The organism is Desulfosporosinus sp. Sb-LF, from assembly GCF_004766055.1.
Classification (GTDB): domain Bacteria; phylum Bacillota; class Desulfitobacteriia; order Desulfitobacteriales; family Desulfitobacteriaceae; genus Desulfosporosinus.
The window spans coordinates 276,158-288,711 of the sequence record NZ_SPQR01000006.1 but is presented as its reverse complement, the minus strand read 5'-3'; the positions used below and the strand labels follow the sequence as shown (position 1 = coordinate 288,711).

13 protein-coding genes are annotated in these 12,554 nt (G+C 45.8%); 1 reads left to right on the top strand and 12 read right to left on the bottom strand.

What is annotated here, in order from left to right; translation table 11 throughout:
- Positions 1-11: 11 nt before the first annotated feature.
- From sdaAB to E4K68_RS11310, 3 genes are read right to left on the bottom strand one after another with little or no spacing between them, the layout of a single operon-like run.
- On the bottom strand, positions 12-683 hold the full coding sequence (gene sdaAB / locus E4K68_RS11320) for an L-serine ammonia-lyase, iron-sulfur-dependent subunit beta (protein ID WP_135379028.1): 672 nt from the start codon (positions 681-683) through the stop codon (positions 12-14).
- A 51-nt stretch (positions 684-734) separates the two neighbouring features.
- Complete coding sequence (locus E4K68_RS11315; RefSeq protein WP_243450342.1) at positions 735-2,435, bottom strand: DAK2 domain-containing protein; 1,701 nt, start codon at positions 2,433-2,435, stop codon at positions 735-737.
- A gap of 23 nt (positions 2,436-2,458) precedes the next feature.
- Positions 2,459-2,815 (bottom strand): Asp23/Gls24 family envelope stress response protein, encoded by a 357-nt coding sequence (locus E4K68_RS11310; protein WP_135379027.1) that lies wholly within the window; start codon positions 2,813-2,815, stop codon positions 2,459-2,461.
- Positions 2,816-3,043: 228 nt separating this feature from the next.
- On the opposite strand from E4K68_RS11310, the gene rpmB reads away from it, so the two are divergent.
- The gene (gene rpmB, locus E4K68_RS11305) at positions 3,044-3,235 is read left to right on the top strand and encodes a 50S ribosomal protein L28 (RefSeq protein WP_135379026.1); all 192 of its coding nucleotides are present in this window, start codon (positions 3,044-3,046) and stop codon (positions 3,233-3,235) included.
- 339 nt (positions 3,236-3,574) lie between these two features.
- Here rpmB and hslO read toward each other — a convergent pair whose 3' ends face one another.
- The 9 genes from hslO to E4K68_RS11260 form a co-directional block, all read right to left on the bottom strand.
- Positions 3,575-4,459: an Hsp33 family molecular chaperone HslO gene (hslO, locus tag E4K68_RS11300; RefSeq protein WP_135379025.1), complete on the bottom strand. Its 885-nt coding sequence runs from the start codon at positions 4,457-4,459 to the stop codon at positions 3,575-3,577.
- Between the two features lie 225 nt (positions 4,460-4,684).
- Positions 4,685-5,347, bottom strand: a complete 663-nt coding sequence (locus E4K68_RS11295) for a thiamine diphosphokinase (protein WP_135379024.1) — start codon at positions 5,345-5,347, stop codon at positions 4,685-4,687.
- Position 5,348: 1 nt separating this feature from the next.
- On the bottom strand, positions 5,349-6,008 hold the full coding sequence (gene rpe / locus E4K68_RS11290) for a ribulose-phosphate 3-epimerase (RefSeq protein WP_135379023.1): 660 nt from the start codon (positions 6,006-6,008) through the stop codon (positions 5,349-5,351).
- 1 nt (position 6,009) lies between these two features.
- Positions 6,010-6,900: a ribosome small subunit-dependent GTPase A gene (gene rsgA, locus E4K68_RS11285; protein ID WP_135379022.1), complete on the bottom strand. Its 891-nt coding sequence runs from the start codon at positions 6,898-6,900 to the stop codon at positions 6,010-6,012.
- Positions 6,901-6,937: 37 nt separating this feature from the next.
- Positions 6,938-8,695, bottom strand: coding sequence for a Stk1 family PASTA domain-containing Ser/Thr kinase (gene pknB, locus E4K68_RS11280; protein WP_135379021.1), 1,758 nt, complete (start codon positions 8,693-8,695; stop codon positions 6,938-6,940).
- A 10-nt stretch (positions 8,696-8,705) separates the two neighbouring features.
- Positions 8,706-10,109 (bottom strand): penicillin-binding transpeptidase domain-containing protein, encoded by a 1,404-nt coding sequence (locus E4K68_RS11275; RefSeq protein ID WP_135379020.1) that lies wholly within the window; start codon positions 10,107-10,109, stop codon positions 8,706-8,708.
- On the bottom strand, positions 10,109-11,392 hold the full coding sequence (locus E4K68_RS11270; RefSeq protein WP_135379019.1) for an FtsW/RodA/SpoVE family cell cycle protein: 1,284 nt from the start codon (positions 11,390-11,392) through the stop codon (positions 10,109-10,111). Before E4K68_RS11270 ends, E4K68_RS11275 begins: the two co-directional genes overlap by 1 nt.
- A 4-nt stretch (positions 11,393-11,396) precedes the next feature.
- Positions 11,397-12,116: a Stp1/IreP family PP2C-type Ser/Thr phosphatase gene (locus E4K68_RS11265; RefSeq protein ID WP_135379018.1), complete on the bottom strand. Its 720-nt coding sequence runs from the start codon at positions 12,114-12,116 to the stop codon at positions 11,397-11,399.
- On the bottom strand, positions 12,097-12,546 hold the full coding sequence (locus E4K68_RS11260; protein ID WP_135379017.1) for an FHA domain-containing protein: 450 nt from the start codon (positions 12,544-12,546) through the stop codon (positions 12,097-12,099). The genes E4K68_RS11265 and E4K68_RS11260 overlap by 20 nt, the downstream gene beginning before the upstream one ends.
- Positions 12,547-12,554: the final 8 nt, after the last annotated feature.

Below are 12,554 nucleotides of genomic sequence, written 5' to 3'. Positions count from 1 at the left end.
TTCAATCCCTCCTATTCCAACGACTCAATAACTAATGCCTGATCGATTCTTGGTAGTTTCCTCATTAAGCCGAGGACGGCGTTGTCTATTCTTTGATCTGTCTCCAATACCATCAGAGCTTGAGCCCCTCTTTTTTCACGAGAAACTAACATTCGAGCAATGTTGATCTGTGCAGTTGACAGAAGGAGCGTTACTTGTGCGACAACTCCCGGTAGATCCTGGTGAAGAACAACCAATGTTGGATAGTCCCCTTTAATCTCCACCTGAAAATCATTGATCTCTCGAATGACAATGGATCCTCCCCCAATGGACGACCCGACTACCTGTACACGGCCACCATTCACGCCTAATAAATTAAATTTCACACTATTTGGATGAACATCTCCGAGGTCCGAAGTTTCAAAATTGAAATTGAGTCCACGTTCTTTTGCCATCTTAGGCGCTTCAGGAATACGTTCGTCATCTGGTGACATTCCTAAAAGGCCGGCAACCAACGCTAAATTTGTCCCATGCCCCTTGCCCGTTTTCGCAAATGAACCATGGAGAGTGATCGTTCCCTCAATCGGTTCTTCCCCCAATATCTTTTTGGCCATGGCTCCCAAACGGACCGCACCGGCCGTATGTGAACTTGACGGACCAACCATGATTGGCCCGAGAAGATCAAACACATTACTTTTACCCACAACTCTGTCCTCCTAAATTAAAAAACCTCCGGAAAATTTCCGGAGGATAACCTATTCCACACCAAAGATATAATAGTAGAGCGGTTGCCTACCGGGATGAACCTCTACTTCGACGTTCGAATTCTCATCATGAAGCCAATTCTGAAGCTGTTCAACGTCTTCTTGTTTTGTTTCTTCCCCATAAAATATTGTTACCAAATCGTGCGTTTGCCATTCCATTTTTTCCAAGGTTGACTTGGCTACTTCAAATAACGTTTGGCCTGTTGTGACAATTACGTCTTCTACCAACCCCAAAATGTCTCCATCCGAAATGCTTAGAGCCCCATACTGAGAATCACGAACCGCATAGGTTACTTCTCCAGAGCGAACATTGCCTAGCGCACGTTCCATATTTTTACTGTTAGTCTCAATTTCCCCTTCTGCATTAAAGTTTAAAAGAGCGGAAATTCCTTGAGGTATCGATTTACTGGATATGACATGTACTTCACAGTCCTGAACAACATCTTTAACTTGTCGAGCTGCCATAATGATGTTACCATTATTTGGTAAAATATAGACATTGCGCGCCTGAACCTTGCGAACAGCTTCAGCAAGATCTTCCGTGCTGGGATTCATGGTTTGTCCGCCATACACAACTTCATCGACACCCAAACTAACAAAAACATCCGCAATACCTTTTCCCATCGCAACAGCAACCACACCATATTCTTTCAGGGGTTGGTCTTCACTTGTAGTGTTTATTTGAGCTTCTACTGAATCGGACGATTCAGTCTTATTCGCGTGAGCCATGTTCTCATTTTGTTCTAACATGTTATGTATTTGGACTTCGTGAAGCGAACCCCACTGTAAGGCATAATCTAAAATCTTACCCGGATTTTTAACATGTACATGAATCTTCACCACTTCTTGTGTTCCGACTACTAGTAAGCAGTCCCCGCGATCTTTTAAATCCTGTCGTATCTGTTCAACCTTTAAATGGTTTCCCTTAACCAGGAATTCAGTACAATACGGGTAATCAAGATTTTCGATCTTCAAAGATTCCCATTTAGTTTCTTGGTTGTCTTTAACAAGAGAAACAGGCTTATCTTCTTGTCCAGTCGGAGTATCAAGATTGATCATTTCTCCAGTCAGAACAGAGATCCATCCGCTTAGAATGACAAGGAACCCTTGCCCTCCTGCATCGACCACACCCGCTTGTTTTAACACTGATAACAATTCGGGAGTTTTCGCTAAGGATTCTAAACCCTTGCGCTCAGCTTCTTGAAGAGTTTCGAGAAGTGAACCTCCTGCCTTTGCCCTAGTTAAAGCACCCCGCGCCGTTTCTTTTGAAACCGTCAGGATCGTGCCCTCGACAGGCTTCATTACCGCCTTATACGCCGTGTCAACCCCAGATTGCAAGGCTTGTGCCACTTGGATTGGGTTTGCCGTATGTAATCCATCAAACCCTTTGGCAATCCCACGTAAAATCTGAGATAGAATCACCCCTGAATTTCCGCGTGCCCCCATTAATGAACCCATCGAAGCTGCAGTCGCTACTTCCCTGATCGAATTACTAGACATTTTTTCTGCATCCCTGGCCGCGGATTGAATCGTTAGAAACATATTTGTCCCCGTATCACCATCAGGCACTGGAAAAACGTTCAGGGCATCAACATCGTGCTTTCTCAGCTCTAGGGCCTTTGCGCCGGCCACCATCATACTTCTCCATAGTTTTCCATCAAGAACACTTATTATGTCCGTAGCTGGCCTCAAAACAGTATCCCCCTACTCTTGAACTACTCTAATATTCGAACTCCTTGAACATTCACATTCACTTGGGACACGTTCAATCCAGTAAGTTTTTCAGTCGTATAACGAACGCGTTCCATAACACTGGCTGCAACTTCAGAAATTCTAACACCATACCCGACAACAATATGGAGATCAATAACAACCTCATTGTCTTTAATCGAAACCACAACACCACGGGCCAGATTTTCCCGTCCTAGTAAGTCCACAAAACCGTCTGTAATTTTGCGTGAGGCCATTCCCACCAAGCCGTAACATTCAACTGCCGTGGCACCTGCGATAGTAGCTATAACTTCTTCAGAAATATTTATTTTCCCTAAACTATTTAAAATTTCTTTACCCACAAAAAAGGACCTCCTCTTCCCGGTATCGTCCATATAGAGTCTATTCTATCAATTAAATGAGAAATGTTCAAAGAAAAATTCAAATATCTTATGGAAATCTTCTCCTAGCGAAACTTTCTTGGGTTTTTTTAACAAGCTCCAAGAAAATTCTCGAGAAACCTTGCCAACCCGCAAGACCTTTGATAGAATATACAAGTGTCATTTCGGTTGCAAAGGAGGTTTTAGAGCATGGCTAATGTTTGTGCAGTATGCGCCAAAGGAGTAAAAACTGGATTTCAAGTCAGCCACTCTCATATACGGACAAAGCGAACTTGGAAACCAAACTTGCAAAGCGTTCACGCAATTGTGAACGGTACTCCAGCCCGGATTAAAGTTTGCACCAGATGCTTACGTTCCGGCAAAGTTCAGCGCGCTAGCTAATGAATCAAAAGCTCGACATTTGTCGGGCTTTTTTCATTTTCCTCATATTCTCAGCCAATCCGTTCCTTGCTCTCGTGGTACCCTCGTCGTTCCCAGCCCGGATGGAGTTAATTTGCAAAGCCGAACCATTCAGCAGAGTCGCGTCAATCGCGCTTAGATTACGAGGCGCAAAGCGTGGCAGCGGGACTTGTCCATGGATGGACTGATGTCACGGTGCCAAGGATGGCAATGAGCGACACACATGCAGAACAACCCAGGGGTTTGCCACGCTCGCCTCGTAATTAAGCGAGATAGCGACGGCGCTGTGGTGAGCGGAGCAATTTCACTCCATCCCTAATTTCACACCATTCCTGCCTGCTCCGAAATCTGCTGAAGCTCTTCCACGTTAAACAAATAATGTTCATTACAAAAATGGCAAACTATCTCGGCTTTCCCATCCGAGATCAGGTCTGCTATTTCTTTTTTCCCCAGTGAAACCAAAGTATCACTCAAGCGTGCTTTTGAACACGTACATAAAAATTTAACAGTCCGGCGTTCAAGGACTTGATAAGAGAGTTGTCCCATCAGATGAGCAAGCAATTCGTCCATACTTTGGCTCTGAGATGCCAGTTCACTGATACCTACCCTTATCTGCCCCAGTAGACTTTCAATCGCTTGGATATCCCCTTCAGTCGCTCCAGGCAACGGTTGAATTAATAGACCTGCCGCCCCAGCCACATGATAATCCTTTTCGACCAATACCCCAAGAAGCATAGCGGAAGGAATCTGTTCAGAGGTCAACAAATAATGCACGAGATCTTCGGCAATCTCGCCACTAACCAACGGAACCATCCCTGTATAAACTTCGCCATTTTGCAAACTTCGGCTAACTGCCAACTCGCCAGAACCAACCGCTGTAGCCACATCAAGTTTCCCAGAAGCTTTCAACGGTAAATCTACCAAAGGTTCCCTGACATAACCCCGAACCTCTCCCTGCGCATTTCCTACTGCTACAACCCCCTCTAAAGGACCGTCTCCCAGTAAGCGCAAGGTGATGTTCTCTTCCCCCTTGAGTGAACTAGCCAAGATAAGATCTCCTGTCATCAGGCGCCCCAAAGCTGCCGTAGCAACCGGTGACATCCCGTGACGTTTGCGAGCCTCTTCTACCGTGTCCGTTGACCTTACCAAAACCCAACGAGCATTACCCTCAAGCATTGTGCCGATCCATAATTCATCCTGTTGCATTAATCTCTTCCTTTATTAAATCGTTCAGTTACTTGAATCAGATGTGGCACGGAATGTCCTCTACCACATCGTTCCCAACCTTCGTCGTTCCAAACCCAGAATGGTGTTAATTTGCGGAGCGAACCCATCCAGCAGAGTCGCGTCAACCTTGCTTAAATTATTCGGCGTTAGCACGGCACAAGTTCACACCAGGTATTACCCTGAGGTGAACTTGTGCCGTGCTCTTCACACCGTCTCCCCCGTCAGCAAAACCACCAAAACCCATCCTTCGTGAACCTCGATCACGGCTTCCTCTCCAAGAAATACATTGCTTATGCCACGCGGGGATGCCTGAGGAAGTACTCCCCGATGGAGTGGATAATACAGCCCCTCTGTCGTGACAACCGCTTTCTCTGATAAGGGGATCAAAGAGAGCTCTTGTCCCTTCAATCCCCTTATCCTTTCGCAATCTCGAAGGACCCACATTTCATGATCGGGATCAACTAAGCGGACTCGGTACCCTTTTTGAGCATATCCGAGCATAAGGGCCACATTACCTAAGAAATGATCGATTCGCTTTCCAGTCGCCCCATACAGCCAAATATCTTGTTCACCCGCGAGGAAGGCCTGTTCCTCGGCCCGAGAAAGGGCCAATTCGAGATCTGTCTCATCCTTCTCGCAGGGATATTGTTCTATGACACAACCCGCGGTTTTACATTGAACCAAGTTTTCCGGTAAGATCGAATCCAAATCTCCGACCAGAAGGTTAGGCATACGTCCAGAAAGAATAGCATAATTTGCCCCTCCATCCGCACATATCAAGAAATCGACTTCCTTGAGGATTCGTTTTCCCCAGTCGTGATCCCATGCGCCATTTGCCAACACGGCAAGCTTCTTGATCTTATTCACCCTACTTTAAACCCGCTGCTTGACGAAGCTCTAGCACTGCTTGTTTAGGATCAGGTTGAGCAAAAACTGCGGCTCCTGCCACCAAAATATGAGCACCTGCGTTTGCGACCACCGGGGCTGTTTCCAAATTAACTCCCCCATCCACTTCAATTAGACAAGAGGATTGCGTCTGTTCAAGATGACGATGAAGGACCTGGATTTTAGGAATAACATTTGAAATAAAATTTTGTCCTCCGAATCCGGGGTTGACCGTCATCAATAGCACCATGTCTAAATCCTGCAGGATATACTTGAGACCATCAAGCGGTGTAGCAGGATTAAGTGCAATTCCGGCCGTCATTCCAAGTTCTTTAATCTGTTGAATCACTCGATGCGCATGGCGAGACGTCTCTAAATGAAAGGTAATATGATCAGCACCCGCAGCAGCAAAATCTGCAATAAAACGCTCTGGCTCTTCAACCATTAAGTGAACATCAAAACGCATACGCGAATGATCCCTTAAAGACTTGACCAAAGACGGACCAAAGGTAAGATTCGGGACAAAGTGCCCGTCCATAACATCAATATGTAAAACCTCCGCGCCTGCATCTTCCACTAACTGTACCTGTTCCCCCAGTCGCGAGAAATCGGCGGATAAAATAGAAGGGGCAATCTGAATCACGTTAATATCTCCTCTCTGCTTCTATGACTTCTTGCAAGAATATTTGGTAGTGCTCATAACGATCAGGAGAAATCTCCCCGCTTTCTAAGGCAGCTTTAATTGCACAATCTGGTTCTTTATCATGCAGGCAACTGTTAAATCGACACTGTCGGCGACGATCCACAAATTCCGGAAAATAATTTGCCAATTCTGCGCGTTTCAAATTCGGTAAAAAGAGAGACGAAAAACCCGGCGTATCCGCCACCAATCCCCCGGCACAAACCATCAGTTCGACATGGCGTGTGGTGTGGCGACCGCGCTTAGACCGCAGGCTTATTTCCCCTGTTTTTAGTTTCTTTCCAGGAGATAACGCATTGAAAAGACTAGATTTACCAGTCCCGGAAGGCCCGGCCAGTACGCTAATCTTATCCACTAACTGAGCTCTAACTTCCTCTATTCCTTGTCCCGTCTCATTCGAAACCTCATAAACATTGTATCCTATTTTGCGGTAAACATCCGTAATAGTATGTTCCTCAGAACTTGTCGTTAAAGCGGCGGCTTCCCTAAACTTGTCCAATTTAGTGAAAACTAAAACAGGCTCAACTTCTTCGTCCAGTACCTGAATCAACAATCGGTCCAGAAGATTAAGATCAGGCTTAGGAGATGTCATCGCAAAGACGAGAATGGCCTGATCCACATTGGCAATCGCTGGCCGAATCAAAGCGTTGTGCCGTGGCTCGACAGCTTCGATCGTCGCTTTATCCTCTTCCACTAGGATTTTCACCCGATCTCCAGGCAAAAAGTCTTGATCCTTAACACGAAAGCGACCGCGCAGGGAACATTCCCACACTCGGTCCTCTCCATAGACATAATAAAATCCACCATATCCTTTGAGTAAGACTCCATCAATCATAGCTATTCCTCACTATTACCTTGCTGAGATCATTTATTTAATGTTTCTTACCTTTGCCATTTTTCTGTGTGACGCCAAGAATTTGAGCTAGGATTGCCCTTGCATCAATTGCTTGAGCGAGGGGCCCCGGACCACGCGAAACGACCATCGTGACTTCAGCACCCTGTTTGACCGTTTCTCCTGGTTTGGGAGTCGTGCTCATCACCACATCTGCAGGAGAAGTGGTAGAATCCTGAGTTTCTATAAGAACAACCAATTTATTCTGTTCAAGCAAACTCCTGGCATCGGAGGATGTCTTGCCAATCACATTGGGCATATTGATCACTTGCCATTGAGATCCCGCACTTATAGTAAGACGAATAGCCCCGTCTTTCGGCCAAGAAGCACCTGGTGCTGGACTCTGTTCGGAGACATTATCTTTGACCACGTTCTCACTGGGCTTAGTGTCAAAGGTTATAGTTCCAGTAAATCCCGCATTTTGAATAAGGTTCATGGCACTTTCTTTAGACATTTGCCCAGTCGTGACATCTGGAAATTTCCCTACGTCGGGGCCTTTACTCACAACGACTTTAATTTCCCGATCGAGTTTAACCATTTGGTCTGCCTTTGGTTCTTGATCAATGATTCTATCTTTTTCGACTTTGTTATCGAACTCGTAGGTAACATCTGGACTAAGTTTCAGTTTTGCCTGTTTCATATAATCTCCTGCAACAGGCACAGTTTTCCCGATAACATCGGGAACCTTTGTTGATCCTCCCGCTAAATAGTTCTTTAATGCAAACCCTCCGAGCAAGAAGAACAGAAGTACTAGGCCCCCCACGATCCAAGGCCAACGCTTCCTATGACCAATCTTACCGAGGGAAGGATTTACACCCATAGAATCCTTTGCGATAATTGGCGCCAGAACATCGCCCATTCCTTTGTGAGTCTGAGTTGCTTCTGGGTCAGCAACGAAAGGAATTTCCTGCTGTTTAATCGGTCGACCAGCTTGGATATGGTTCAGATCCTCCAACAGATCTTTAGCAGACACGTATCGTTGCTCAGGCGATTTTGCGATAGCACGCATAATGACAGCCTCAAATTCCTTTTCGATTCGAGGATTTAGCTTACTCGGCAGAACAGGTTGTTCCTGAAGATGTTTTAGGGCAATGGCGATCGGAGTTTCTCCATCATAGGGAACTTTACCCGTGAGCAATTCGTAGAGTACGATTCCGAGGGAGTAAATGTCCGATTGTTCGTTACTTTGAAGTCCCTTGGCCTGTTCGGGCGACAAGTAATGAACCGAACCTATGATATCACCAGTATGTGTTACGGTTGCCGAAGAGACGGCTCGCGCAATTCCAAAATCTGTAACCTTAGCGTGTCCGTCAGCTGTCACTAAAATATTGTGCGGTTTAATATCTCTATGGATAATATGATGTTCATGGGCATTTTGAACAGCCCCTGTGATTTGCCGAGCAAGGTTTATGGCTTGGTCAGTGGATAGTGGAGCGTAATCTCGTATAATTTCTTTAAGATTGCGACCCTCCACATATTCCATGACAATATATTCAGTATCTCCTTCTTTACCCACATCATAGACAGAAACTATATTGGAATGGGACAAACTCGCTGCTGACTGGGCTTCCCTCCGAAAACGGCGAATAAAGTCTTCATCTGTGACAAACTGCTCCCGGAGCACCTTGATCGTCACAACACGGTTAAGTAGAAGATCCTTGGCCTTATAAACATTTGCCATCCCGCCGGCACCAATTCGCTCCAAGACCTCATATCGTCCCCCGAAGATTTTACTCACTATTTGTCACCTACTTTCTAATCAATGCTTCTTGCATGATTTGCCGCGCAATCGGGGCGGCCGCCCCTCCTCCTGTTCCCCCATGTTCCACAATAACAGCTATCGCGATCTTTGGGGCATCGGCTGGCGCAAAAGCAATATACCAGCCATGAGTTGGGACATTACCTCCGGGTTCTGCTGAACCCGTCTTGGCGGCTACCTGAACATCGTCTAGAGCCCCTGGCGCAGCTGTTCCATCGGTTACTGCGGTCACCATTGCACTCGTAATCTTATCCGCTTCCTCTTTAGTAAGCGCAGTCAACCAAGGCTGAGGTTTCTGTTCGAAGATTACGGTTTGAGAGGGGTCTAGGACGCGTTCTACAAGATGTGGGGTCATAATAACTCCGTGGTTTGCAATACCGGCCGTAATTAAGGCCATATGAAATGGGGTGACCAAAACTTCTCCTTGCCCGAAAGCACTTGCGGCAAGAAGATTTGTATTTAACGTTGCAGGGATTTTCGCTGAGTTTGTAATTGAACTCGTTGGAACATTGAGTTCCAGAGGAATTTTCTGACCGAAACCAAAGCCTTTAACTACGGAAAGAAAATTTTTATCCCCCGCCTGAACCCCAAACGTTGCGAAGTATGTGTTGCAGGAGTCGGCCAACGCCATATTATAGTTAACCCAGCCAAAAGCCTTGCCGTTTTGTTCCTTAATGACTTGACCGTTAATAATCGCTGATCCTGTACTTTCATAGAGATCGGTCGTATTGATTCCACTACGAAATAAAGAGGCAGACGTAACAACCTTCATGGTCGATCCCGGAGGAAAGAGGGAAAAAGCGCGATTTTCAAGCGGCCTTTCCTGTTTGCGACTAACGATATCCTTCCAGTTTTGTTCGAGGGATGTAGGATCAAAGCTTGGTTGGCTCACCAAGGCCAATACTTCTCCTGTCCGGGGATCAATGGCTACAACTGCTCCCATTTTCCCCTTAAGCGCATTATAAGCAATGCTCTGCAAACGGGAATCCAAGGTGAGTACAACATCATCCCCTTGGCGGGGAAGTGCAAAGAGTTGCTGAACTGACTGGGTGGGCGTCGCGTTCTTAATTCCCAGCAACCAATCTGCTAAGGTTCCTTCGAGACCAGAAGCACCCAATTTTACAGTCGAATAACCCAAGGCAGGTTCAAACATCTCTCCTTTCGGATAGACCCGGACCTTTTTTTCCTTAGAAATTTGGGTTTGTGCTATTATTTCGCCGTTGCGATCAAAAATTCCTCCCCTAGTCACTCGGCTTTCCATAAGAATCAAACGTCTATTGGATGGATTCTCCAGAAGTGTATCCGCCTGGACAACTTGCCAATACGCTAAACCAAGACTCAGTACAAAAAAACTCAAAGCCATCCCTAGTGCTACCCGACGTACCCCTCGCATTATGTTGCATACTCCCTTCCATTATTCTTGGTGCTGAGGGAACCCACTGTGGTGGGGATCGAGATATTCTGCAACACCCCCAGCAAAATGAAATGAACAATGAGAGAACTTCCACCATAACTCACCCAGGGAAGTGGTATGCCTGTCAAAGGAAGTAATTTAGTCACTCCAGCGAGAATAATCAACGTTTCTGTTCCCAGGAGAATTCCAATTCCAGCAGCTAAGATTTGCCCGAACCGATCCTTCGCCTTGAGACTTACAGCAAAAGCTCTCATGACAACAATGAGAAAAAGTACGAGTACAGCCATAGCCCCGGCAAATCCAAGTTCTTCAGCAATCACAGAAAAGATAAAATCCGTACTAGCTGCTGGTACTGTCGATGCCCCTATACCGTTGCCTAATCCCGTACCAAGGATATTACCTCCGCCAATCGCAAAAAGAGATTGGGCAATTTGGTATCCTCCCCCTGTGGGATCCTGCCAAGGATTCATCCATACCAAAACCCTAACACGTACGTGCCTAAAGAGCATATAACCCACGCTTCCAGTTAAAAGGAAAATAGGCAACGATATTCCTAAATAAAGAGCTCGTTCCGTTACCACATATAGCATAAGCGCAAAAAGCATATAAAACACCAAGGCCGTCCCCAAGCTTTTCTGCGCCGCCAAAATCCCAAGAACGAAAGCAACCATGATCATAAACGGTCCCAAAGTCCGCCAATCTGGCAAAGAGAATTTTCCCCATTGCACTGTTCCTACACGCAACAATTCTTCATTCTCTTCCAAATACGTCGCCATGAATAAAAGTAAGGCTAGCTTGACAAATTCCTCCGGTTCAATGCCGATTCCCCCAATGTGTAGCCAACTTGTTGCTCCACCTGCCGTAGAACCGAACAATAGTGTCACCAACAACAATCCCACTGCTAAAAGTCCCCAGAGGTATCTAAACCTTCCCAACTTTCGATAATCTCGGATCGACCATAAAACCGCATAGAAGATCAACTGACCGATATTTGCCCACCAAAATTGGCGCACTGCAATTTCCGGATTAATTCGCACCACAAACACAAGTCCTATGGCCATAATGGCCTGAACTGCAGGCAGAATATAGGGATCACCTCGATAATGGAGGATCTGCTCCATCAAGCTCCCTAGGAAGATTATGCCTGAAAAAATAAGTGCTAGCCAGAAGATTTGGTTTTTCTGGCTCCCCCATTTCAGCAAGCTGAGTCCCACCCACATTATTCCTAAAATTAATAAGCGCGAAGTTAATCTCTGAATCATCAGCTTACTCCATAATACAGCACAAGGCTGTGAAATTATCCGGTGCACCCCGTTCTAAGGTAAGATGACGCAATCTCTCAAGCCGTTCTTCCCAGGAGTACTGCTCCATAAATTCTTTTGCAAGCTCTCGATCATGAATCATATTAGAAAAACCGTCAGTACACAGGAGAAAAACATCTCCTGTCTGTAAGCTTATACTCCGACAATCCACTTCAATCTTTGGGTCTGCTCCCACTGCACGCATCAGAACATTCCGTTGAGGGTGTTTTTCCGCTTCTGCAGGGGAGATCTGTCCTAACCGCACAAGTTCACCAACGAGTGAGTGATCGATTGTCAAGGGTGTTAACACCTCATCGCGCCATAGATAAGCCCGACTGTCTCCTACATGAGCAATTACGGCCATTGTGTTGCGCACCAACAAAACTGTCAGAGTCGTTCCCATCCCAGCATTTTCGGGATCCGTTATTGACGATTGATAGACGACCTGATTAGCTTGAACAAAGGCTTCAGCCAACTTACTTTCCAAGGCCTGAATTTCAAGATCGCCAAAGTGAACTACTAATTTTTCCAATTCATGCAAAGCTGTCGAAGAAGCTACTTCACCCGCCCGGTGGCCTCCCATCCCGTCAGCCACCGCATACAGGCCTTGGGAAAGCATCACTAATAAAGAATCCTCATTGTTTTTACGAATACACCCTTTTTCGCTAAAGCTTAGTACTCTCATTTTGCCACCTCGAGTATTGGAAGGTAATACTTCCAATTTTCACATAATCTCCTGCAACCATTTGTACTGGAGAATGAATTTGCTCGCCATTAACCCAAGTTCCATTCGTGCTTCCAAGGTCTTCCACGATGGTCTGTCCTTTTTGCAACCGAAAAATAGCGTGATCGATGGAAGCAAAATGATCCGGTAAAACGATATCATTATGCTTACCACGTCCTAATCGCAGGCCTTTCCCATCTACTTTAAAGATTCGTCCTCTGGAAAGCGATTCTGATCCAGTCAGGACCTCTAATCGGCCATATTCGGTAATCGAGCGTTGAAAAATCCCCTTTAGTTGCAGATCTGCTAAAAGTGCTGTAAAAATACGAAAGATAAAAAGATAGATAAGGGCGACAAAAACTAGCCGTCCAATGACAAAAACAAATTGCATACAACCCT

Excerpts from the sequence above, each read along its gene's own strand:
- hslO (WP_135379025.1), bottom strand. The coding sequence starts at position 4,459 with ATGCAACAGGATGAATTATGGATCGGCACAATGCTTGAGGGTAATGCT.
- E4K68_RS11270 (WP_135379019.1), bottom strand. The coding sequence starts at position 11,392 with ATGATTCAGAGATTAACTTCGCGCTTATTAATTTTAGGAATAATGTGG.
- E4K68_RS11265 (WP_135379018.1), bottom strand. The coding sequence starts at position 12,116 with ATGAGAGTACTAAGCTTTAGCGAAAAAGGGTGTATTCGTAAAAACAAT.
- rsgA (WP_135379022.1), bottom strand. The coding sequence starts at position 6,900 with ATGATTGATGGAGTCTTACTCAAAGGATATGGTGGATTTTATTATGTC.
- E4K68_RS11275 (WP_135379020.1), bottom strand. The coding sequence starts at position 10,109 with ATGCGAGGGGTACGTCGGGTAGCACTAGGGATGGCTTTGAGTTTTTTT.
- E4K68_RS11260 (WP_135379017.1), bottom strand. The coding sequence starts at position 12,546 with ATGCAATTTGTTTTTGTCATTGGACGGCTAGTTTTTGTCGCCCTTATC.
- rpmB (WP_135379026.1), top strand. The coding sequence starts at position 3,044 with ATGGCTAATGTTTGTGCAGTATGCGCCAAAGGAGTAAAAACTGGATTT.